Here is a 21,659-nt window from a genome sequence, read left to right on the forward strand (position 1 = left end):
TTTACCAACTCCAGTACGCATTTTCTATATATAAACTGTTATTATTGAAATCTGCTTCGTTGAGAATGTCTCTATCTACATTTTCATAAGCATTATTGATTAAGCGCTCCATTTCTTCGTCAGTTGGATTATTCTCTGTTGATATAATAGCTTGCCCTTTAATTTCAAAATCAACGATTAATTTAGCCATTATTTAGCCTCCTTTTTACGCTTGCGTCTTACCGCTTTCAAATCTTCATAAGTTATCCACTCTAAACCTGTATATTTAGGTGCTTTGCATATCCACGTTAATTTGGTATTAGGATATTTGTATCTAAATAACTTTGCTTTCAACTTAGCTGTATCGGTAGCCATGCCTTTAACATCTATAACTTCAATTAATTTGTTATCTAAATAAAGGGCGAAGTCTGCGATATATTCAGTCTTACGTTGTTTACCAAATTTAGGTATCAACTCATATCTTGGTTGTAACTCTATATAGTCATAGTTGACGCCGTTCATATTGCGTTCTAAATATTGGTAGTAGTCGCATTCGACTTTGCTATCGAACACGACACCTTTATATTCAACTTTCTTAGCATTGTACTTACTCATGTGCCACCTCTATATATCAAATATTGTTGCTTGTAGCCCTAATTCTTCTTCGTACAGTAGCCCATACGTCGCTTTAAAATGTTTTAGGTTACTATCTGTCATCTCTTTAGTTTCTGCGCTAAAATGAGCGCCTGTGAGTGATTTAACGATATTCAAATTTGGTTGGTGCTTTTCTACTTTTATATCTTCCGTTCCGTCTGGTCGATATAGGTAATATTTCTCTAAGATAGCCATGTTTTATGCCACTCCACTTCGTTATAAATTTGTGATTGAACTTTTTCATAATCATCAAACGGCGATATCTTGCGCTGCTCTAACAAGCGTTTAGTTGCCCAACCTAGCTCAATAATGTTTTTAGCAATGATTGGATCATCTCGGTAATCTTCTCGGTACAACTTCCCCAGCAACTTCTGAAAGTCTATTACTGTCATGTGGTAAACCTTTGTGTACGTTTATAGTATTCAAATTCAATCACGCCTGTTTCGCCGTCTTTATTTTTAGCTATGTTACATTCGACAGTTGATTTACCGAAATCATCTTGTGCGTCTTGGTCATAATAATCATCGCGATAAAGTAGCATTGCTAGACTTGCATCTGCTTCTATGCCTCCCGCCTCTTTCATATCGGACAACATAGGACGTTTATCATTACGTGTTTCTACGCCTCGACTCAGTTGAGATAATAAGACGATAATTGCACCCGTTTCATTAGCAATTACTTTCAAATCACGACTGATTTTTTCAATACCATTTCTGCGGTCTAATTTGACGTCTGTTTGCATTAATTGAAGGTAGTCGATAAATATTACCTGTTGCTCATCTTTGCTCTTTAATGCCTGTTTACGCACTTCCTGCGTTGTGACATTACTTTGTGTGTTAATGTCGATACCTAACTTTAAAATTTGGCTTGCAGCTTTTGTTAATACTGTTAGCTCATCTATCTTCAAATCTTTCAATTCTTTAATTCTCGTTAACTCAATACCAGTTTTAGTAGCTAACATTCTTTTTAAAATTGATACGCCTGTTGTCTCTAAACTAAAGAAAGATGTTTTATAGCCCTGATTTGCGATATTAAGCATCATATTAAGCGCAAATGCTGTTTTACCTACTGACGGTCTAGCAGCGATTACAACTAACTGTGTAGGCTCTAAACCGCCAATTTTGTAATCCATTAACGGAAAGCCTGTTTTGATTTGTGCTTTAGGTTCATCGCTATACAATTCTTCAACAAAATCATCAATAATCGCTTTTGTGTTACTCTCATCATTAGCGCTAATCATCGACACATCATTTAGTCCGTTTAACATACTTTCAAAATTTTGAATGGTAGGTTGTTGGTTGAAGTCATTAATCACTTCATAGGCTTGTGAGATTTGATATAGTTCTAATAATCTTTGTTGGTAGCGTTCAAAAATGCCGTAGCCAATAAATTCAGAATTATAAAGTCGTTCGATTATTCCAAAGTTGAGGAATTCTCTGTCTTCTGTTGTTTTTAAATAGATATCTTGGTGGTCGACTTTACCGACTTCAAATACATAATCTATAAATGTTTTTAAATCTTGGTTGTAGAACATTTCAGGTTTAATACGTAACTTTTCAATCAGTTCTGGTTTTTTAAGTAAGCTAGCGATAATCGTTTGTTCAATCTCTCTGCGTTCATTCATCGCTACCACCACCAAACTTATTAAGTTCTGCTTTAAATTCATCTAGTACCTTTTTACGTGCTGCTACATACTCTGGATCATTCTGCATTTTCCATCTATGATCTTTGATGTCCTCTGGCGCTTCTTCATACTCCAGTTTTTTAGGTGCTTTCCTCATAACGCTAGGAAGATTAGGAGGATAAGGATTGCCACTGTTGATATATTCTTTAACCGCTTTTTGAGTTGGTTCATAATCACCGTTTTCACTTAATACGTCTATCCATGTTTCTAATTTAGGAGTATCGAATTCCATGTTATAAATACGTCTGACTTTATCTATAATTTCGAATGCTTGTTGTTTAGTCATACTCATTCGTTAACACCTAATTTCTCTTTCATTGCTGCAAATACATCTTCAGTTTCATTAGATTTCTTTTTCTTAGGTGTCACTTTAGCTAGTGCTTTCTCTTTAGTATCTACACCTTCGTTATTCCAATTCCTTAATACTTTAATTAGATAGTTGATACCTTTCTTATTTTGTTTACAGTAGTTAATAGCTACTGTTGTTATTTCTAATTTATTTCCTTTAATAAGATTGAGTTCATCTTCTAACTCCTGTACTTTTAAAGGACTTTGTATCATTTCTAATTCTTTATTAACTAACTGAAAGATTTGTGACGTGTCGCCTGTCTCATTATTAGTATTATTATTATTAGTGGAGTTATTATTAGTAGTGTTGGATTTTCCTATGTTGGTTTTTCCTACATAGGTTTTTCCAATCTGGCTAGGTTGCTCAAATACTTGATATTCGTATTCTCTTAATTGACCTTTTTCGTTTCTTTTTCGAGTACGATGAATATATCCAGCTTGTTCTAATTCTTTAATGCCAGTTCTTGAACTATCTCTACCATCAGACGAATGTTTATTTAATTCTGTCTCATAAATTCTCCAATCATCCGGCCTACTTAATAGGTAAAGAAGTATGCCTTTTGCTTTCCAGCTTAGGTTGTCATCGTGAATAAAACTTTTGTGTACAGTTACGAAGTTCCCGCTTTCTTTGTAAACTCTAAAAACTGCCATTATTTCACTCCTTTCAACATCTTATTTAGTCGATCGTCCACATCAACCCAACTATCTGTTAAGTGGTATTTATTATTGAATGTATCCATTCCTATTTGGTGCTGTTCGTTATGATGAGTTCTACATAGTGCTAATACTTGGTTGCCTACATGATTTATCTTGTTACGATTGCGCCCTTTACCTACTGCGTATCTATGCGCTAAATCTGAATGTGGTTTCCCGCAAATTACACAGTTACGATTGACCGTTGACCAGTACAAGAATGATTTATCTGATTTGAGTAAGTCGCTTGTTTTAAAAGCAAGCGGGATATCGTTGTGAAATATCCAATCAAGTGTTACTTCGATAATTTGGCTTGCTTGTGTACGTGTGCAGTCACTTAATGAGATACGCTTGTCGTAGCCGTAGTACGTTCGAACGTATTCGATGAATAAATGCCTCATATAGTCCATAGGCGTTCCTGTATGAGCCTCTATGTCCTTTACAAGCGCAAATATCTTTCTACGTTGCTTGTCAGTGATTTTAAAAGGGTCTACGACTTGCACATCAACTTCTACTTCTAAACCGTTATCGAGTAGTAATGTTTCTTTGTTACCTAATTCAACACCGGAGATGACGACGGTTGTTGTGCCATCATCTTCAGTGATGTAATTTTTGATTAAAGCCATTTAATCAGTCCAATCAGAATGGTAAATCGTCATTATCTATATTTACGTTGTTGTCATTATTGAATGGATTATTACCACTTTGCGCTTGTCCACTTTGCTGTTGTGGTTGGTTGTTAGATTGGTTGTTCTTCGGTTCAAGGAATTGAACACTATCCGCTAATACTTCAGTTACATATACACGTTGGCCTTCATTGTTTTCATAGCTACGTGATTGAATACGTCCATCAACACCAGCTAAATTACCTTTAGATAAATAGTTATTTACGTTCTCTGCTTGTTGTCTAAATACAACTACATTAATAAAGTCTGCTTGTTGCTCACCGTTTTTATTTTTAAAGTTTCTATTTACTGCTAGTGTAAAATTGGTAACACTTACACCGTTTTGTGTTGTTCTAAATTCAGGATCTTTTGTTAATCTTCCTGCTAATACGACTCTGTTTAACATTAGTCATTACCTCCAGTAATTTTTTTGGCGTTGTTTTGTATTTTATTGATTATTTGTACTGCTTCACTTTCTGTTAGATCGTAGTGTTTAACTCCAAATCGTTGCTCAACAACGTTTTGTGGCGCTTCATTTTTAGTACCTTTAATTAAATTTGTGAAGTTGCTAACTTCTTTTTTTAATGTCCCTATGGTTTGGTTACTCGCTTTTTGTGGATGTGTTTGTTTGCTTTTATTATTTTTGCCACTCGCCTCATTACCGTCATCATCTTGATCACTAGTAATTCCAAACACTGCACTCAATGAGTAACGACGCATGTATGTTAATGCTGAACCTACACCTTGTGCCGTATTCTTATCTGGTTTAGTTGTTGCAGGCGGAAATTCTATATATTCACCACTTTCATGTAGTAATACCGTTGATATTCCAACTAGTCCGTTTTCTGTAGTGACTGGATATTGTGAGTAAGTTAAGCCAAATTTAGGTGCCACATCATCTATCGCCTCAACCACATTCTCGAGTGGTACATATTTACTTTTGAAAAATGGGTTATTAGCGTCTTTCATAGGTTGTTTAACTTCTTTGTGGAAACTAGCTAATGCTTTGTTAAGTTCTGTAATACTTTCTGATTTATTCATATTCAACCTCCTCATAATCAGTTGTTTCGGTCACTGTCTTTTTAATCGCTATGTGGTTAGACATATCTATTGTTGCGTTGTCTAAGCCGTCAAATTCTTTTGCGTCACGTCTTTCAGTTGAATATTTAATTGCAGGGAAGTTATCTGTTGGCTTATTAGTTATCCATAAATTACGATCTTTCAGTTTGATTAAATATGTTACGGATTGTTTCATCCAAATACGCCTCCAATCGTTTGTATTTAGCTTTCTCCTGCGCTATCCTTTCACTTTTATTAGTGTTTAACTCATTTAAAACAGCTATATGGTCATACGCCGTTTCTAATTGATTAGCGGCATGTTCAAGTTTCATTTCTAATGCGTCTGCCTTTGCACGATAAGATAGAAGTTCTATATATTCATCTTTTGTTACTGTGAACTCTTGCATAATTACGCTCCTTGTAATACGATTAGGGCAGTTATTTATTTTGGTATTTTGTTATTTTGACTGTTACTCATTGGCGTGAGTATCAGTCTTTTTTTGTGCGTAGTACACATATTCGAAGAATAAATATGTCGCTATCGCACTGAATAACGCATATCCTGCTGACTTAGTGATGACAACTTCAGCTAGCATGAGTAAGAAGAATACTAAGTTGAACATCATGCCACTGATTAAGATTGTTTTGTCTGAGTTCGTCATAATCTCACCTCCTTATAAATCACTTTCTGCTGTCATTAAATTGTTTTCGATAAACTCCAATGCCGGTTTAGTTTTGATGTATCGTTTACGACTATCTTCGAATTTATAGATAAATTTTTTAAATTCTTGCATCTTAGCGACTTTCTTTTCGAAATCATCTTTCGAAAGACCGCTTAGCTCAATGAACTCTTCGGCATTAGAAAAATGTTTGTATTTCGGTTTGTTATTTTGATTTAATATTTCGTTCAGTTCTTGAGCTTTTAACTCTAAATTATCTAGTAGCAAATTAAGTTGCTCAAAACGTGAGCGGTTTATATCCATTTGTTTTCCTCCTTTAATTTGTTTGTTCAATTGTGGGTTATAGTTCATTTTTTAAAAATTTGTTAATAAAGTATTGTTGCCCTTTACCTGTTACTTTAGGTGTCTTACTAATTGATGTATGCCCATCTGAATGTGTGATTGACGTTTCCTTAATTTCGAATAACTCACGTTCCATTGAATATTGTGTTGGCATGTTATAATCAACGCCTTGACGTTTTATTAAAAAACCATTTTGTCTTAACCATTCAAACAGTCTTCGTTGCCCTATGTTGACACCATTTTGTTTAATGATTTTTGCCAACTCCCCTACTAAAATAGAAGTTTTAGTTGTTGCTACTGCGTCAGCAAACAATACTTTAGGTTTATCGTTCTCTATTTGTGTTTCCAGTTGGTTGATTGTGTTATTAGCCATCTTCAATGCACGTTTCATAATCATTTCTGGACTGTTCCATGCTTTCTCTACTTGAATGAAGTATTGTCTTGCACGTTTACCTGGTTCACTACGTTGAATCATTGCGATTTCTTTTGCAGTGTCTAATGTTAGTGCGTGATCAATATAGTGCGTCATATTACCTTGAGCTGTTGCTCTTTTTTGAGCGATAGCTGTATAATCTGTATTTTCTTCAAATCCGTATTTAAGCATTCTTGGAAACCAATCTTTATATGCGGTCTTAACTTCTAATGCTTTATGTAGCTCTCGACCACTTATTGCGATTTCTCCATTTTCTTTTTCTTGGATATTGAACATTTCTCCGATATTTGGTTTACTTTGTAAATCTTGCATTCACTTTCCTCCTTCTTATTCGAAATCTTCGATTGTTAATTTTGAAAGTCTTTTTTTGTACAGATATAGGTACATATCTTTGATGTTTCTATAAAATTTAATTGCTTCTCCATATTCTCTCTCTTGCAAATCAGAGTTTTTAGTAACTCCAAAAATTGCTAAAGTAAGTTTTCTAATATGGTCGTGTATTTGATCATCATGGATATTTCCATTAAAATAATCGTTTCCTCCACAAGGATATTTTTTTAGAGCAAGCGGTCTATAATGGTGACCTCTATATGGTGTTTGTATAATATTTGTAAATTTGAATTTCTCGTTGATATCTTTGATTTCATCTTCTTTGAGCCTTACATCTGTAAAAATTGAAATGGGTTTCATAGGTTTAACGCCATCCAACCTTTTACTTACTTCTCGTTCTACAATTTCAATTAATTCTTGTTTAGTTAATGTGATTTGTTCCATAGCGTCTCCTTTAATTTAAAATTTTATTAATTCCCGTTTTCGGGACGTCAGGGTTATAAAAAAACTCATTCATATTTAAATCAAGTATATAACATAATAAACTAGCCTCTTGTAATGTGAAGTCACTTTTATTTCTGTTGATTTTCTGACTAAATCTGTTTGTTGTCATTCCCATAGCTTTCGCAACTTCTTTATGTTTTATACCGTGTTTATCTAAATACAAACGGAGTTTAGTATGTTTTTGTTGTACCATACTTCCACCTCCTTTTATCCCGTTTTCGGGATTACACATAGTATATTACATGCCTATATATTCAAATTCAATGAAAAAATTCCGTTTTTGGTAAATTTATTCAAAATAACCGTTGCGTTTTTGGGATACAAATATTATAATAATATTTGTAAAATATGAACTTAGGAGAAAAAATATGGAAACTTTCGAAAAGAATTTAAAAACATTAAGAAAAAGCAGAAATTTATCTTTACAAGAATTAGCAACCAGACTTAATAAAAATTATAATGTTAAATTTTCAAAAACTTCCATTGACCGTTGGGAAAAAGGAGAATCAAGCCCTTCTATGGACCATGCGAGTGCATTAGCGCATTTTTTTGGCATTTCATTGGATGAATTAAGTGGAATTAAAGAAATGAAACAAAAAGAACCTACTACTCTTGCAGCTCATTTAGAGGGCGAACTTAAACAAGAAGACGTGGATTACATAATGAGTTTAATTGATAGATTTAAAAACGAAGATAAATAAAGGGATTGGTTTTATTGTCACGTTACGAACAATTACTTGCTCAGAATGAACACATTAAAATAAAAGACACACATTCGCTACCTGACGGTTACAGTGGTTTTTATAAGGATGGAATAATTCTTATTGATAAAAACCTATCCGAAACACGCAAAGCTGAAGTCTTATACGAAGAGCTCGCACATCACAAACTTACATACGGTAACATTTTAGACCAGTCTAAATGGATTAACCGCAAGTTCGAAAATTACGCTAAACGTCACGGGTACGAGGCAGCACTTCCCCTACGCATCATTGTGGAAGCACATAACTATGGTGTAAGTAACTTATATGAACTAGCACAGTATGTTCAATTAAGTGAAAATTACATAGTAGAGATACTGGGACATTATAAACAAAAATATGGATATCCTACTCGGTACGGTAAATACGTTATTCAGTTTGAGCCATTGCGAGTGTTTGAATATAAAGATATATGAATATTACATATTTAAAGGCGGTGGTTTTTATAAGAAAACAAGTGCCTCACCTTAGAATACAAATGAATATAAAGACTTAATCTACATATAGGAGAAAAATCATGGAAGAAAAGTTTAATAATGAACAAGAAGAAAGACAATTTAGACAGTTTCAAGAATATCAAAAACAACAAGAAGAAGAGAAAAAGAAAAAACGTAAAAAAAGTTGGCTATTCGGCTGCGGCGGTTGTTTAGTTTTATTAATTCTATTAATTATCGGTCTTACATCATGTACTGGAGCCTTTGTCAATGAAGTAGATAAAGAAATAAATGAAGAAGGTAAGCTTGACAAAGATAAGGATACAAAAATTAAGTCTGTAGGTGAAACTACTGAAATAGATGGAGTGTCATTCACATTAGATAGCGCTTATTATACAGATGAAAGAAATGAATTTTCAGATGTTCAAGCTGATAAAGTCTTAAAGGTAGACATGACTATTAAAAACAACTCTGAAGAAGAAATTCCAGTGGGTGGAGATGTAAAAGTTTATGTAGATGGAAAACAAGCTAAATCTTACCCTATCACTGACGGATTAATGGATTCATTATCACCTAATAGAGAAATTAGCGGTTCTGAAGGTTTTGCAATCAATGGTAACCCGAAAAAAATCGAATTAGAGTTTCAACCTTTAACGTCATTTTCTAACAAACGTTACATTTATGATATTAAACCAGAATAACTTAGGGCATTCACTTGCCCTATTTTTATTCTTCTCTATGGCTTAGGGTATTAAGACTTTTAAAGAATGGAATAATCTATTAATTATAAAATCTTTAGTTTAGTAAGGAGAGTATATATGAAAAAGTTTTTAGCTTTAATCTTTAGTAGTGCTTTAATCTTAGGCGCTTGTGGTAATGACAACACATCTAACAATGATTCTGATTCTAAATCAGAAAATAAAACCGAAAAGAAATCAGAAGATAAAAAATCTAAAGAGGATAAAAAGTCTAAAGAAGAAAAGAAATCTCAAGAAAACGAAGATAATAAGTCTACTGAAGAACAAGACGCTTCAAATGTAGAAGAACAGAATAATGAGAATCAAAGTGATAATGAAACAGACACTCAAGATAATTCATCAAATGAAAAATCTCAAAATACGCAAAATGTTGATGTAACAAATATCAAAGATAGAGGTACTCTTGAGTCAGTTATCTATGGTAATTATAGCGAAACAGATAAAATTCAAGCTTATAACAATGCAGTAGCTAATGGTGTCATCCCTCAAGGTAATGTTATGGAGGGACCTGCTAGTGCAGCTTATGAAAGTTCTTTGAGAGTTGAGAGTGGTCAAGAAAAATCAGTATATGATAATTCTAATTCTTCCGAATCAACTCCTGGTACAGACGCGGGAATGATAGATTATGACGAAGTTGATAAACAAATAGAAGCTGATAGAAAAGCACAAGAAGAAAAAGAAGCTAAACTTCAAAAAGAATATTTTGATCTATCAGATAAAATGTTTGAGGAAGATGTAAGCGACGAAGAATATGAAGCAATGGAAAAACGTCAAAATGAAATATTAGACGAAGTTGAACCTATTAATTAAAACTCACTACGGTAATTACTCTATTACGTTTGAGCCGTTGAGAGTGTATTAGGGCCCCAGTGGCGGGATGATGTAAATTTAATTTAAAGAAGGTTTTATAAATGTTGATTTTTATAATAATTCTACTAGTTATAGGTGTGTGTTTATATGGATTCAGTTTTTTCTTGGCTCAAACTCAGGGTTTATCTTATAAAATGAATGCTAGAATAGTTTCAATTATTTTAATTTCGATTGCAATATTAAGCCTAATAGGTCGTTACTTTAATAATAATTTATAAACATGCGCAATACCAAATACACTTTATTAAATTATATAATTGGAAAATTAATTAGAAAGGATTGATTCTATGTTTGAAAATTTACTTGCTTCGATCGGAATAAACTCTATGAAAATTGAGACTTTAGTAAAAAATAAAAGTATTCATAGTAATGATACTTTAGAAGGAATAGTAAAAATAGAGAGTGGTATTTCTGCTCAAACTATCAACAAAATTTCATTAACTTTAGTAGAAAGATATGAAAATCCTGATAAAAACAGCCAATTTTCAGTTTTAGAAAATGAATTACAAACATTTATATTACATACAAATGTTGAATTAGAAGAACATCATACAATAACAGAAAAATTCAAGTTTAATATTTATGAGTATGAGTTTAAAAGTGAACCGAAACATTTAATTTTAAAAACACATGCATATATAGGACATTCAGTTGATGCTTATGACGAAGATCAAATTAATTTTAAACAATAATTTGATATTTATATAAAATATTATTTAAATAAATCAAAGGAGTAATACCATGAAAAAAATTTTACCATTAATTCTTGCAAGTACATTAATTTTCGGCGCATGCGGCACTAAAAATGTAGAAGAAAGCACAAAGAAAAAGAAAGAACCTAAAACCGAGGTAGATGATAAAAGTAGAGCTAATGGAGATGAAATTGAAAAAGAATTGAAGTAAGAATCAATTTTTATTTATATTTTTAATAAAGAGGTTAAGAAAAATGAAGATTTTAAATTGTAAAATAAAATATAATGAAATTATTTATGAAGTTGAAACAAATAAGAAGAACAACTTCACTTACACATTACCTAAAGACACTTCTTCCTATATGGTTAGAAAGACACTCAAGATTTTAGAAAGTAAAATAGATAACGAATTAGAAGAACACACTACTAAAAAAGTCGTTTTAGAGAATATTGAATAGCATTCAAATCTATATCATTTGTTCTGCTTTCATTTTTCTTACCACTTTTTTAATATTATATCTTAATTTCAGGGTACTAGGTACCCTTATTATTTTTTACTTTTTTTGAGGAGGAATGAGTAAAATGGCGTCATTTACAGTGATAAAACGTAAAAATAAGAATTCAACAAGCTGGCAATACGATGTTAAGCACCCCTATTTTAAGTCGGGTAAAAAGCGTAAATCAGGATTTAAAACAAAAGCTGAGGCAACAAATGCAGCGCAACAATTAATTAGAGATATAGAAGACGGTAGCAAGTTTGAAGAGAATAAAAAATTTGAAGATTACTATAATGAGTGGCTAATTATTAAAAACAAAAAGAAAGTATCGCCTATGCAGTATTATTGGTATGAGCGTTCATTGAGGTTATTTATTGAATACTTCGGTAAAAATATGTTGCTCAAAAACATTACACGATCAGAATATCAAAAATTTTTAAATGAGTTTGGAAATGGTCACACTAACGAAACAGTTCGTAAAGTGAACGGTTGTTTAAGTCAGTGTATGAAAGATGCAGTATATGACGGTCATATTAAGAAGGACCCAACTTATAATATTGAAATTAATGGTACAGTTGAAGCTAAAGAAGAACGTTATAAGTATATGTCTATCACTCACTATTTAGCTATGCTAGATTATTTTAAAAGTAGAGATGAACAAAGTTATATATTTTTATACTTATTAGCTATTACTGGAGCAAGATATAGTGACTTAATCAATATGACTTATAAAGATTTAAATAAAAGTGAAGGTATTGTTCACCTACCGGGAACTAAAACGAAAAATAGTAAACGTGATGTAGAAGTATCAACTAAAGATGTTTTGCTAATTAATTCAAAACTAGCGAATTTACCTCGTAGAATTGATGGTAAATTATTTAGCGTTAGTCATACAGCTGTAAAAAAATCATTTAATCATACTAAGAAACAAATTGGTTTAGATAATGATAATATAACACCTTATTCACTTCGACATACACATACGTCTTACCTACTTTCTAAAGGTATACCGATTGAATATATAAGTAAGCGTTTAGGTCATGCTAGCATATCTATCACATTAGAAACATACTCACATTTACTAGAAGAACATAAAAAAGAACAAGGTCAACGTGTCAGAGAATTATTTTCTTGACACCAAATTGACACTTGCTAGCTTGAAACACTGATATATAAAGGTTTATGTATGGAGAGCAAGGGATTCGAACCCTTGAGACGCGATAAAGCGTCTACACACTTTCCAGGCGTGCTCCTTCGGCCAGACTCGGACAGCTCTCCTTAATAATAAATGACAGAAAAAAACAGAAGCGATATTTCACTTCTGTTTGTATGACTCCTACGGGACTCGAACCCGTGTTACCGCCGTGAAAGGGCGGTGTCTTAACCGCTTGACCAAGGAGCCATGGCTCCACAGGTAGGACTCGAACCTACGACCGATCGGTTAACAGCCGATAGCTCTACCACTGAGCTACTGTGGAATAATTTTATAATGGAGCGGGTGATGGGAATCGAACCCACAACATCAGCTTGGAAGGCTGAGGTTTTGCCATTAAACTACACCCGCATCTTAACGATTATGGGGCGGTTGAAGGGAATCGAACCCTCGAATGTCGGAACCACAATCCGATGCGTTAACCACTTCGCCACAACCGCCAAAATGATTGAATGGTTCAGGACAGAGTCGAACTGCCGACACATGGAGCTTCAATCCATTGCTCTACCAACTGAGCTACTGAACCGTAATAGGTAATGGCGGTCTCGACGGGAATCGAACCCGCGATCTCCTGCGTGACAGGCAGGCGTGTTAACCGCTACACTACGAGACCAATTAAAACTATGTATTGCGGGAGGCGGATTTGAACCACCGACCTTCGGGTTATGAGCCCGACGAGCTACCGAACTGCTCCATCCCGCGCTAATATTATTTGATGTCTCAAAAATCAGTACTTAACTAGTGTATCATTAAACACTTAACAAAGTCAACATTTTTTTAAATTAATTTTAACATTTCTTTAATTTAATCTTTATAAATTAATGCGATAATTAAAAGTAAGTCGTTGCTTTTTTCAATACTTTATTAGTATATATATTTAGTCCCCCATAGTCAATAACTATTATAAAGTAATTTGTGTAAAAAAACGCTTCACATAAAAAATTTTAATTAAAGATACCAATTGGATGTCGCTAATCAAATAAATACTAGTATAAATGCCTCTTATACATACTTCCCTATGCTTTAACTTCGTTTGTAATCATTCTAATCAGCCCGTAACTAACACTAAAGTTAAATAAAAATATATTTCATTCTACTTATTTAGTCATATATTTTTGCATTTTTTCTTGTAGTTCAGTAAATGAAACAAATCCCTCTTCTTCTAAGAAATGGCCGCCTTCTTCGACGATTCTAGTTCTTCCACCTAACTCATCTATTAGACTTTGTGTTTCCTTATATGAAACATAACTATCATCTTTAGATACTAAACCGTAAAAACGTTTAATCTTTTGTTTAATTAGATCATAATCAATCGTAATGTGATCTACCCTTATTGATTCGTCAATATCTTGGGCATCTTCTTTAAAACCAGCAATACTAAAGAAACCTTCTATAGGAAAGTCTAAATGTAATCCCTCAACAAATTTTAAAGTCGCAATTGAACCATAACCATGTGTCATAAAATAAGTATCTGCTGACTTAATATCAATTTGTCGTTTCATTTCATCAACCCATGTTTCAATATTTCTATTATTTTCCTTATCTAAATGAAATAATTGAACATCATATCCTTCAAGTTCTAAATTGTGTTGAAGCCATTCATACCAATGATTATGCGAATTGCCTAATTGTGAATGAACGATAATTACATTTGTCATTTATCTCTCTCCTCCTATGTAATAACACTAATAACCAATTTTCTACTTTATTTTAAAATAAAACACTTTTAAGAGATATGGTTAACCTCTAAAAAGTGTTTCAAAATTATAATTCTTCTATTAATTCTTCTACAGCGTGTTTACCTTGTTGAATACAATCAGGTAAACCAACCGCTTCAAATGGTGCGCCAGTGATGCGCAGTCCTGTATAAGTTTGTTTAACATGTTGTTGGATTTTTCTAATTTGACTGATATGACCTATATGATACTGTGGCATACTTTTAGGAAGTCGATTAACAATGGTAAAGTCGGGATCGCCTTTAAAAGTCATCATTTTTTCTAAATCGCGTCGTGCGATAGCTGCTATTTCTTCATCAGTATGATCTTCAACTACAGTATCCTCTGGTTTACCCACATAAGCACGGATGAGTACTTTACCTTCAGGCGTCGTAAATGGCCATTTTTTTGTCGTCCATGTACATGCAGTAATGTCTGTATTACTTGTACGTGCAATCACAAATCCAGTACCGTTATAAGTGTTTTCAATATTTTGTTCATCAAAAGCAAATACTACTGTGGCAACTGAAGTAGAGTCCATTTCATTGAAATATTTAAATGCTTCATCATGATTGAACCATTTCATAAATGTTTGATGTGGTGTAGTTATTAATAAGCCATCAAACGTTTCACTACTGTCCCCAATTTTGATGTCATATTCACCTTTTTTAGTCACAATATCTTCAACTGCTGAATTATATCGAATAGTCACACCTTTACTTTCAACGTCTTTCGCCAATGCTTCAATGAAAGAACTTAGCCCATGTCTAAATTGTTTAAACTGACCTTTAGGTGCGCCAGGATATAATTGGCGTTGTTTCACTCGTTCGGCTTTCTCATGTTGCATCCCTTTAATTAAACTGCCGTACGATTCCTCTTTCTTTTTAAAATCAGGAAACGTGCTCATTAAACTTAGATGATCGATGTCGGTGCCATAGATGCCACCCATCAATGGTTCGATAAGATTTTCAAGAATTTCATTACCTAGACGTTGTCTAAAGAAATCCCCTACTGAAATATCATCTTCAATTTGGATTGGAGATTTAAATAAGTCTAAACTTGCTCTAAGTTTACCTAATGGAGAAATTAAACGCGTCTTTAGAAATGGTTTAATATCTGTTGGAATCCCCATAATTGACCCACCAGGAATAGGATAAAGTTTATTCTTGGCAAAGATATATGATTGGCCGGTTTGATTAGTAATCAATTCATTCTCTAAGCCAAGATCCTTCGCAATCTCCGTCATGATTGTTTTACGACCTAAATAAGATTCTGGGCCTAATTCAATTGTATAACCGTCTTTAAGGTACGTTTGAATTTTACCTCCTGGTCGATTGGTTGCTTCAAAGATTGTGACATCAATATCTGGTTGATAACGTTTAAAATAATATGCACTAGCGAGTCCAGTAATGCCAGCGCCTATGATTGCAACTTTTTTACTCACAACGAGTCCCTTCCTTTATTAAAAAACTGTTTTAATTTCGTCTACGATGGCACCAATAAATAATGAATCTGTATTAGGCATTTCAGGACGATAGTAATTTGCGCCTAACTCATCACACACGACTTTACATTCATAGTCGTTATCATAAAGTACTTCTAGATGTTCACATACAAATCCTACTGGTGTATAAATGAAGTTTTTATAATGATGTGCTTCAAATAAGTCTCTAGTTAAGTCTTGCACATCTGGTCCTAACCATGGTGTACCTGTATTACCTTCAGATTGCCAACCTTGGGCAACGTGTTTAATGTTAGTAGAAGCTTCTAAACGTTTCATTGTATCCTGTAATTCATCCGGATATGGATCATTATTTCTTTCAATCAAACCTTTAGGTAAACTATGTGCTGAAACAATTAAGATAGTTTCATCGTGTTCTTCACTAGGAATTTGTTCTAACGTTTCATTAATTTTATTCGTCCAGTATTCAATAAATTTCGGTTGATGATAATATTGTTCAACATGATGTAACTTAATACCGTATTTATCTGCTTCTTCTTTAGCACGTTCGTTATAAGATCCCACTGAAAAGCTTGAATAATGAGGCGCTAAGACTACAGTGACTGCTTCTTGTATACCGTCATTATGCATCTTTTCAACTGCTTCTTCTATATATGGAGAAATATGTTTCAATCCTAAATACAACTTAAACTCAACGTCTGAATATGCTTCATTGAGTGCGTCTTTCAATGCTTCAGCTTGACGATCAGTAGTACCAGCTAAAGGAGAAAGACCACCGATGAATTCATAACGATCTTTTAAATCTTGTAGTTCTTCTTCAGAGGGTCTTTTACCGTGTCTAATATCTGTGTAGTATGGTTCAATATCGCTTTCTTTGTATGGTGTACCATAAGCCATAACTAATAAGCCTACTGTTTTAGTCATTATTTAAAACCTTCCCTTATAATAGTTTCTTTATTTTCTAGTATAATCATGCACAAATTGAGTCACACGTTTAAGTGTATCTGGTTGTACTTCAGGGAACACACCATGACCGAGATTAAAGATATGCTGACCTCTGTGCATGCCTTCATCAAGGATAGCTTTAATTCTCTTTTCAAGAATGTCCCAAGGTGCAAGCAATAAGGATGGGTCCAAGTTACCTTGTAATGTTTTATTGACACCTAATTGCGTAGCCTCAGTAATTGAAGTACGCCAATCTAAGCCTAAAACATCAATCGGTAAATCATTCCATTCATTGATTAAATGACTCGCGCCTACACCGAATAAAATGACGGGTACATCGTAGCGTGCTTTAATACCTTCCACTAATCGTTGCATGGCTGGTTTAATGTAGTAGCGATAATCTTCTACATTTAATGCGCCTACCCATGAATCGAAAATTTGAATTAGCTCCGCACCCGCTTCGATTTGTGCTACCACATAATCAATAGAAACATCTACAAGATGGTTCATTAAAGCAAACCAAGTTTCTTCATCCCCATACATCATTGCTTTAGTAAAATTATAATTTTTTGAAGGGCCACCTTCTATCATATATGAAGCCAAAGTAAATGGTGCTCCGGTAAAGCCGATAAGTGGCACGTTTAATTTTTCTTGAGTTAATAATTGAATTGTTTCTAATACGTATGGCACATCTCTTTTAGGATCGATGTGCGTAAGCTTTTCAACATCTTTGATACTGTGAATAGGATTATGAATAACTGGGCCTATGCCAGACTTAATATCGACGTCCACACCGATAGGCTTTAACGGCGTCATAATATCTTTATATAATACAGCAGCATCTGTGTTGTAATTATCAACAGGAAGTTGTGTGACATAAGCGCATAATTCTGGCTGATGTGTAATCTCAAAGAGAGAATATTTTTCTTTTAGTTTGCGATATTCTGGTTGAGATCTTCCAGCTTGGCGCATAAACCATACTGGTGTATGGGACGTTTCTTCCCCTTTTATTGTTTGTAGAATTGTATTGTTTTTATTATGCACCATAGCGTCCTCCTAAATTAAAATCATTCTTATCTATAATATCATATCATCATAATATTATCGTTTATACCGGCTTAAATGTCATAAAAAAGACATAGCGCAATAATATCTTTAACCTTTATTTTTAAAATTAATTATAGATGATTTTGCATGTATAAAACTACATGTTACATAGATTTTTTATTTTTTGAAAATAATAACGTTATATAATTAATTATTATAGTCACATTTTATATTTAACCGTATAATATAATCAACAAGGGAGGGATAATCATGAAGATAAATACGACGTATGGCACATATGGATTTTTAAATCAAATTCGTTTGAAACATCCAGATAAAGATTTATTTTTATTTTCAACTGAGGATTCAACAGTCATTATTGAGGAAACTGAAGATAAATCTATATTGAAACACCCTACGATTTATAACACGATTAATGAAATTAATGAAATGAGTAATGACCATTTTTATTCAGCACTATTCATCCCATCTTCAGATGATCATGCACATCAATTAGAAAAACGTCTAGCTAATTTAGATTTAAACTTTGACAACTTTGCAGGATTTAAAAGTTATCGCTTCTTAAAACCTGTTGAAGGTACGACATATAAAGTGTATTTTGGATTTTCTAATCGAGAAACTTATGAAGATTTTAAAGAAACTGACACGTTTAAGGATTATTTTTCAAAAGATGCATTAAAGCGCTACTTTGGTTCAAGTAGTCAGCACTCAAGTTATTTTGAACGATATTTATATCCTATTAAAGACTAGATAATTTTAAAGGTTGCTTTATATTTGTGAGCTATAACGCCCATTCATATAAAGCAACCTATTTTTTAATCTCTAAGTAATGTTTCTTGATACTCAAGCTTTTTAATTGTACTTCTAATCGTTAGCCACCCAACGATAAAGAAGACAATCGCAAAGAAGAAAAATTGTGGGTACATGACAATAAATGTCACTGCAAAAATGATGCCAATCACAAGCATTAAGCGATATAAGAATTTTTCATATCCTCTAATTACCTGTGTGTCAGATACAGGCCATACCTGTGGCCATAAGCCATATGCTTGTTGTGTATAGAATTGCGACATTTGTAGTAACGTAATATACATAAATAGGCTTCCGATAATAACTGTCACTATTGGTGATGACAACCAAATCATTAACACTAAGGCAATAATGACTAAACGTAAAATAATGCTAAATGCATCTCTACCTCTTACGAAACTACGCGTAAACAGATATAAGTACATATTTTTCGGATTGAATCTTTGCCCTTTTGGTGTTGGTAATAAAAAGTCTAAATATTTACGTCTGACTGCACTCTCTTTAAGATGCTTAACATCTGTAAACATGTTTACAAATTTATAGTAATTCGTGTGGTGTCGTTGCTCGACTGCAATCATTCTTTCCCATGGGAATAAGTTGATTTGCTTCATTTTCGGAATAAGGAAAATTGCTACAGCTAACCCGATTGTTAATATAATAGCCCAATAGAATTGATGACCTAAAACAAGATAGTAAGTCAGGGCATTAACTATAAACAATAAGATATTGATAGACCAACTAGATAAGCAAAGTTGATACCATTGCCATCTCAATCTTAAACCGAGATAAGGGTGTACGAGTAGTAAGATAACAAATAACACATAAGCGGTTACAAGTTGATTGCTTAATTTATAAAATAATGGAAATAAGACAATCGCTACTATTATTTGTAACGCAATACGATTAAAGTAACTATATTGTAGACTTAATTTCATATAATCTTTCATGTTTTTTTCAAATGGTAAGAGAAAGATTCGGTCTGCGTCTTTTAAAAATGTTCTAATTGGAAATATAGAAGTAATAGCTAATACAATACTCGCAAATAATGCATAGTCAATATCATGTGGAATGTGTTGCAACCATTGACCATATCCTAAAATAAATGAACCAAGTAAAATCACTAAAAAGACTGTGAAATGACCATTAAATATAAACTTATTGTAATAGCTCTTTTCTTTACGAATTGCTTGATGACGCTTTTTAAATAAGTTTGAAGCTATCTTATTCATGATGTTGACCACCTTGAGTTACATGAATGTAGATATCATCAAGCGTTGAATCATGTAGCCCTGTTTGTCCACGAAGTTCTTCTAAATTACCTAAGCCTACTACTTTCCCTTTGTCTAGAATGATAAAGCGATCACAATAACGTTCAGCGGTTGCAAGTATATGCGTACTCATTAAAACAGTGCGGCCTTCGTTTTTCTTTTCAACCATTAAATCAAGCATTGATTGAATACCTAACGGATCGAGACCGAGGAAAGGTTCGTCGATAATATATAATTCCGGATTAACGATAAAGGCGCAAATAATCATTACCTTTTGTTTCATTCCTTTAGAAAAATGACTTGGAAAGATGTTTAATTCATTTTCTAATCTAAATGTTTTAAGTAATGGTCGCGCGCGTTTCATAGCTTCTTCTTCACTTATTTGATAAGCCATCGCAGTCATCGCAATATGTTCTTCTAAAGTCAATTCTTCATATATTACTGGTGATTCAGGTATATAAGATAATTTCTTACGATAAATTTCAATATCTTCTGTTATGTCTGTATTTGAAATAGAAAGATTGCCTTGCATTGGCGTTAATAGTCCTAACATATGTTTAATGGTAGTACTTTTACCGGCTCCATTCAGTCCTATTAAACCTACTATTTCGCCTTCTTTTAATTCAAAATTTATATCTTCAATAACAGGACGCTTACCATAGCCACCTGTTAGATGTTCAACTTTTACTGTCATATGGCACCTCCATGAATTATATTGTACCAAAATCATTGTCTAACTACTAAAGTTAGATATGTCTTACTAACGAAATTTTAATATACTAATGATATAATAAGATACAAATATGACATAAGGAGTGTATTTAAATGGCAGAAACTGTTTTCGGCAAAATCCTTACTGGAGAAATCCCAAGTTTTAAAGTCTATGAAGATGACTATGTGTATGCATTTTTAGATATTTCGCAAGTTACTAAAGGACATACGTTACTTATTCCGAAAAAAGCGTCAGCAAACATTTTTGAAACTGATGAAGAAACAATGAAACATATTGGCGCTGCATTACCTAAAGTGGCTAATGCAATTAAGAAAGCATTTAACCCTGATGGCTTAAATATTATTCAAAATAACGGTGAGTTTGCAGATCAATCTGTGTTCCACCTTCATTTCCACTTCTTACCTCGTTATGAAAATGATATCGATGGATTTGGTTACCATTGGGAAACTCATGAAGAAGAACTTAATGATGAACAGAAAAAAGAAATTGCTGAACAAATCAAAGCGCAATTTGAATAATTCTGCATATTGAATGACATAATAGGGTAATATAGAATTAAACTAACTTGTCGAGTTTTTCTAAAGATAAAAATATAACGACATATTAAGTGAGGAGAATAAACATGAAAGTAACACGCGTATTATTTGGTATTAGTGTGGGAATCGCATCAGGTATTGCAGTTTCATGGATGAATCGTGATGCTGATAGCGTGAAAAATAATACTATTGATTCTAAGACCCCTACTGGTTCTCGTTCAGAATTAGAACGTGAAATTGAATCTATCAAACGTAGTTTCCATAATATTGTTGACTATGGTAAACAAGTTAAAAATGATGGTGTAGAATACGGTAGCGAAATTGGCGATGAATTTAAAACATTAATTGGTGATTTTAAATCAGATATTAATCCTAATATTGAAAAGTTACAATCACACATCGAAAATCTTCAAAATCGTGGCGAAGAAATTAGTAATACATTTTCAAAAGATAAAAAATAATTACTTGTTAAGAGAGAGGTCGGAACATAATTATGTTCCGTCTCTTTTTTTATACCTAAATTGTC

The 21,659-nt window shown here is 33.1% G+C and carries 34 protein-coding genes and 8 tRNA genes; 11 read left to right on the top strand and 31 right to left on the bottom strand.

Annotation, left to right across the window (positions count from 1 at the left end; all coding sequences use genetic code 11):
- Position 1 precedes the first annotated feature (1 nt).
- From FH144_RS07965 to FH144_RS08045, 17 genes are all read right to left on the bottom strand, one after another.
- The gene (locus FH144_RS07965; RefSeq protein ID WP_242314943.1) at positions 2 to 190 is read right to left on the bottom strand and encodes a hypothetical protein; all 189 of its coding nucleotides are present in this window, start codon (positions 188 to 190) and stop codon (positions 2 to 4) included.
- Positions 190 to 594 (bottom strand): DUF1064 domain-containing protein, encoded by a 405-nt coding sequence (locus FH144_RS07970; RefSeq protein WP_242314945.1) that lies wholly within the window; start codon positions 592 to 594, stop codon positions 190 to 192. Before FH144_RS07970 ends, FH144_RS07965 begins: the two co-directional genes overlap by 1 nt.
- Positions 595 to 603: 9 nt before the next feature.
- Positions 604 to 828, bottom strand: coding sequence for a DUF3269 family protein (locus tag FH144_RS07975; RefSeq protein ID WP_242314947.1), 225 nt, complete (start codon positions 826 to 828; stop codon positions 604 to 606).
- A complete protein-coding gene (locus tag FH144_RS07980; protein WP_242314949.1) occupies positions 816 to 989 on the bottom strand; it encodes a hypothetical protein in 174 nt (57 codons plus the stop codon). The genes FH144_RS07975 and FH144_RS07980 overlap by 13 nt, the downstream gene beginning before the upstream one ends.
- A gap of 32 nt (positions 990 to 1,021) precedes the next feature.
- Positions 1,022 to 2,257 (bottom strand): DnaB-like helicase C-terminal domain-containing protein, encoded by a 1,236-nt coding sequence (locus FH144_RS07985; protein WP_242314951.1) that lies wholly within the window; start codon positions 2,255 to 2,257, stop codon positions 1,022 to 1,024.
- Positions 2,250 to 2,609 carry a hypothetical protein gene (locus FH144_RS07990; protein WP_242314954.1) on the bottom strand — a complete coding sequence of 120 codons (360 nt, stop codon included), beginning with the start codon at positions 2,607 to 2,609 and terminating at the stop codon, positions 2,250 to 2,252. Before FH144_RS07990 ends, FH144_RS07985 begins: the two co-directional genes overlap by 8 nt.
- The gene (locus FH144_RS07995) at positions 2,606 to 3,316 is read right to left on the bottom strand and encodes a DnaD domain protein (protein WP_242314956.1); all 711 of its coding nucleotides are present in this window, start codon (positions 3,314 to 3,316) and stop codon (positions 2,606 to 2,608) included. The genes FH144_RS07990 and FH144_RS07995 overlap by 4 nt, the downstream gene beginning before the upstream one ends.
- Positions 3,316 to 3,984 carry a putative HNHc nuclease gene (locus tag FH144_RS08000; RefSeq protein WP_242314959.1) on the bottom strand — a complete coding sequence of 223 codons (669 nt, stop codon included), beginning with the start codon at positions 3,982 to 3,984 and terminating at the stop codon, positions 3,316 to 3,318. The genes FH144_RS07995 and FH144_RS08000 overlap by 1 nt, the downstream gene beginning before the upstream one ends.
- 13 nt (positions 3,985 to 3,997) lie before the next feature.
- On the bottom strand, positions 3,998 to 4,429 hold the full coding sequence (locus FH144_RS08005) for a single-stranded DNA-binding protein (RefSeq protein ID WP_242314961.1): 432 nt from the start codon (positions 4,427 to 4,429) through the stop codon (positions 3,998 to 4,000).
- Complete coding sequence (locus FH144_RS08010) at positions 4,429 to 5,064, bottom strand: ERF family protein (RefSeq protein ID WP_242314964.1); 636 nt, start codon at positions 5,062 to 5,064, stop codon at positions 4,429 to 4,431. The genes FH144_RS08005 and FH144_RS08010 overlap by 1 nt, the downstream gene beginning before the upstream one ends.
- On the bottom strand, positions 5,057 to 5,278 hold the full coding sequence (locus FH144_RS08015) for a DUF2483 family protein (RefSeq protein WP_242314966.1): 222 nt from the start codon (positions 5,276 to 5,278) through the stop codon (positions 5,057 to 5,059). Before FH144_RS08015 ends, FH144_RS08010 begins: the two co-directional genes overlap by 8 nt.
- The gene (locus FH144_RS08020) at positions 5,235 to 5,489 is read right to left on the bottom strand and encodes a hypothetical protein (protein WP_242314968.1); all 255 of its coding nucleotides are present in this window, start codon (positions 5,487 to 5,489) and stop codon (positions 5,235 to 5,237) included. The genes FH144_RS08015 and FH144_RS08020 overlap by 44 nt, the downstream gene beginning before the upstream one ends.
- Before the next feature lie 63 nt (positions 5,490 to 5,552).
- Positions 5,553 to 5,744: a hypothetical protein gene (locus FH144_RS08025; RefSeq protein ID WP_242314970.1), complete on the bottom strand. Its 192-nt coding sequence runs from the start codon at positions 5,742 to 5,744 to the stop codon at positions 5,553 to 5,555.
- A gap of 12 nt (positions 5,745 to 5,756) precedes the next feature.
- Positions 5,757 to 6,065 (bottom strand): hypothetical protein, encoded by a 309-nt coding sequence (locus FH144_RS08030; protein ID WP_242314971.1) that lies wholly within the window; start codon positions 6,063 to 6,065, stop codon positions 5,757 to 5,759.
- Positions 6,066 to 6,102: 37 nt separating this feature from the next.
- Positions 6,103 to 6,849 carry a phage antirepressor KilAC domain-containing protein gene (locus FH144_RS08035; RefSeq protein ID WP_242314972.1) on the bottom strand — a complete coding sequence of 249 codons (747 nt, stop codon included), beginning with the start codon at positions 6,847 to 6,849 and terminating at the stop codon, positions 6,103 to 6,105.
- 15 nt (positions 6,850 to 6,864) lie between these two features.
- Positions 6,865 to 7,311, bottom strand: a complete 447-nt coding sequence (locus FH144_RS08040; RefSeq protein WP_242314974.1) for a hypothetical protein — start codon at positions 7,309 to 7,311, stop codon at positions 6,865 to 6,867.
- 10 nt (positions 7,312 to 7,321) lie between these two features.
- Positions 7,322 to 7,564, bottom strand: coding sequence for a helix-turn-helix domain-containing protein (locus FH144_RS08045; RefSeq protein WP_242314976.1), 243 nt, complete (start codon positions 7,562 to 7,564; stop codon positions 7,322 to 7,324).
- Between the two features lie 175 nt (positions 7,565 to 7,739).
- Here FH144_RS08045 and FH144_RS08050 point away from each other — a divergent pair, with 175 nt between their 5' ends.
- The 8 genes from FH144_RS08050 to FH144_RS08085 all read left to right on the top strand — a co-directional run bounded on the left by FH144_RS08050 (position 7,740) and on the right by FH144_RS08085 (position 12,518).
- Positions 7,740 to 8,072: a helix-turn-helix domain-containing protein gene (locus FH144_RS08050; RefSeq protein ID WP_242314979.1), complete on the top strand. Its 333-nt coding sequence runs from the start codon at positions 7,740 to 7,742 to the stop codon at positions 8,070 to 8,072.
- Positions 8,073 to 8,086: 14 nt separating this feature from the next.
- Positions 8,087 to 8,548, top strand: a complete 462-nt coding sequence (locus tag FH144_RS08055; protein WP_242314980.1) for an ImmA/IrrE family metallo-endopeptidase — start codon at positions 8,087 to 8,089, stop codon at positions 8,546 to 8,548.
- 101 nt (positions 8,549 to 8,649) lie between these two features.
- Positions 8,650 to 9,267, top strand: a complete 618-nt coding sequence (locus FH144_RS08060) for a DUF4352 domain-containing protein (RefSeq protein WP_242314983.1) — start codon at positions 8,650 to 8,652, stop codon at positions 9,265 to 9,267.
- Positions 9,268 to 9,384: 117 nt separating this feature from the next.
- Positions 9,385 to 10,134, top strand: a complete 750-nt coding sequence (locus FH144_RS08065; protein WP_242314985.1) for a hypothetical protein — start codon at positions 9,385 to 9,387, stop codon at positions 10,132 to 10,134.
- Positions 10,135 to 10,481: 347 nt separating this feature from the next.
- Positions 10,482 to 10,886, top strand: a complete 405-nt coding sequence (locus FH144_RS08070; protein WP_242314987.1) for a sporulation protein — start codon at positions 10,482 to 10,484, stop codon at positions 10,884 to 10,886.
- Between the two features lie 49 nt (positions 10,887 to 10,935).
- Positions 10,936 to 11,097, top strand: coding sequence for a hypothetical protein (locus FH144_RS08075; protein WP_242314989.1), 162 nt, complete (start codon positions 10,936 to 10,938; stop codon positions 11,095 to 11,097).
- 43 nt (positions 11,098 to 11,140) lie between these two features.
- Positions 11,141 to 11,344, top strand: coding sequence for a hypothetical protein (locus FH144_RS08080; RefSeq protein WP_242314991.1), 204 nt, complete (start codon positions 11,141 to 11,143; stop codon positions 11,342 to 11,344).
- A 124-nt stretch (positions 11,345 to 11,468) separates the two neighbouring features.
- Complete coding sequence (locus FH144_RS08085) at positions 11,469 to 12,518, top strand: tyrosine-type recombinase/integrase (RefSeq protein WP_242314993.1); 1,050 nt, start codon at positions 11,469 to 11,471, stop codon at positions 12,516 to 12,518.
- A gap of 52 nt (positions 12,519 to 12,570) precedes the next feature.
- Here FH144_RS08085 and FH144_RS08090 read toward each other — a convergent pair.
- From FH144_RS08090 to hemE, 12 genes are all read right to left on the bottom strand, one after another.
- Positions 12,571 to 12,661, bottom strand: a tRNA-Ser gene (locus FH144_RS08090).
- A gap of 52 nt (positions 12,662 to 12,713) precedes the next feature.
- Positions 12,714 to 12,785 (bottom strand) — tRNA-Glu (locus tag FH144_RS08095).
- A 1-nt stretch (position 12,786) separates the two neighbouring features.
- A tRNA-Asn gene (locus FH144_RS08100) sits at positions 12,787 to 12,861 on the bottom strand.
- Positions 12,862 to 12,873: 12 nt separating this feature from the next.
- Positions 12,874 to 12,947 (bottom strand) — tRNA-Gly (locus tag FH144_RS08105).
- A 13-nt stretch (positions 12,948 to 12,960) separates the two neighbouring features.
- A tRNA-His gene (locus FH144_RS08110) sits at positions 12,961 to 13,036 on the bottom strand.
- Between the two features lie 13 nt (positions 13,037 to 13,049).
- Positions 13,050 to 13,122 (bottom strand) — tRNA-Phe (locus FH144_RS08115).
- An 11-nt stretch (positions 13,123 to 13,133) separates the two neighbouring features.
- Positions 13,134 to 13,209, bottom strand: a tRNA-Asp gene (locus tag FH144_RS08120).
- Positions 13,210 to 13,224: 15 nt separating this feature from the next.
- Positions 13,225 to 13,298: transfer RNA gene (locus FH144_RS08125), tRNA-Met, on the bottom strand.
- Positions 13,299 to 13,693: 395 nt separating this feature from the next.
- Positions 13,694 to 14,254: an RBBP9/YdeN family alpha/beta hydrolase gene (locus tag FH144_RS08130; RefSeq protein WP_242314996.1), complete on the bottom strand. Its 561-nt coding sequence runs from the start codon at positions 14,252 to 14,254 to the stop codon at positions 13,694 to 13,696.
- Positions 14,255 to 14,360: 106 nt separating this feature from the next.
- Positions 14,361 to 15,755, bottom strand: coding sequence for a protoporphyrinogen oxidase (gene hemY / locus FH144_RS08135; RefSeq protein WP_242314998.1), 1,395 nt, complete (start codon positions 15,753 to 15,755; stop codon positions 14,361 to 14,363).
- 18 nt (positions 15,756 to 15,773) lie between these two features.
- Entirely contained in the window at positions 15,774 to 16,697 is a 924-nt protein-coding gene (gene hemH, locus FH144_RS08140; RefSeq protein WP_198611647.1) for a ferrochelatase, read from the bottom strand.
- A 30-nt stretch (positions 16,698 to 16,727) separates the two neighbouring features.
- Positions 16,728 to 17,765: a uroporphyrinogen decarboxylase gene (gene hemE / locus FH144_RS08145; RefSeq protein WP_242315001.1), complete on the bottom strand. Its 1,038-nt coding sequence runs from the start codon at positions 17,763 to 17,765 to the stop codon at positions 16,728 to 16,730.
- A gap of 270 nt (positions 17,766 to 18,035) precedes the next feature.
- Between hemE and FH144_RS08150 the strand changes: the two genes are divergently transcribed.
- On the top strand, positions 18,036 to 18,536 hold the full coding sequence (locus tag FH144_RS08150; RefSeq protein ID WP_242315003.1) for a signal transduction protein TRAP: 501 nt from the start codon (positions 18,036 to 18,038) through the stop codon (positions 18,534 to 18,536).
- 65 nt (positions 18,537 to 18,601) lie between these two features.
- Here FH144_RS08150 and ecsB read toward each other — a convergent pair whose 3' ends face one another.
- Together ecsB and ecsA are read right to left on the bottom strand one after the other, a co-directional pair.
- Positions 18,602 to 19,825 (bottom strand): ABC transporter permease EcsB, encoded by a 1,224-nt coding sequence (gene ecsB, locus FH144_RS08155; RefSeq protein ID WP_242315004.1) that lies wholly within the window; start codon positions 19,823 to 19,825, stop codon positions 18,602 to 18,604.
- Complete coding sequence (ecsA, locus tag FH144_RS08160; RefSeq protein WP_242315006.1) at positions 19,818 to 20,558, bottom strand: ABC transporter ATP-binding protein EcsA; 741 nt, start codon at positions 20,556 to 20,558, stop codon at positions 19,818 to 19,820. The genes ecsB and ecsA overlap by 8 nt, the downstream gene beginning before the upstream one ends.
- A gap of 131 nt (positions 20,559 to 20,689) precedes the next feature.
- Between ecsA and FH144_RS08165 the strand changes: the two genes are divergently transcribed.
- Both FH144_RS08165 and FH144_RS08170 read left to right on the top strand, forming a co-directional pair.
- Positions 20,690 to 21,115 (top strand): HIT family protein, encoded by a 426-nt coding sequence (locus FH144_RS08165; RefSeq protein WP_103167165.1) that lies wholly within the window; start codon positions 20,690 to 20,692, stop codon positions 21,113 to 21,115.
- Between the two features lie 104 nt (positions 21,116 to 21,219).
- Positions 21,220 to 21,594, top strand: a complete 375-nt coding sequence (locus FH144_RS08170; RefSeq protein WP_107508443.1) for a YtxH domain-containing protein — start codon at positions 21,220 to 21,222, stop codon at positions 21,592 to 21,594.
- Positions 21,595 to 21,659 lie beyond the last annotated feature (65 nt).

The organism is Staphylococcus sp. acrmy, from assembly GCF_022690565.1.
In the GTDB taxonomy this organism is placed as follows: Bacteria; Bacillota; Bacilli; order Staphylococcales; family Staphylococcaceae; genus Staphylococcus; species Staphylococcus caledonicus.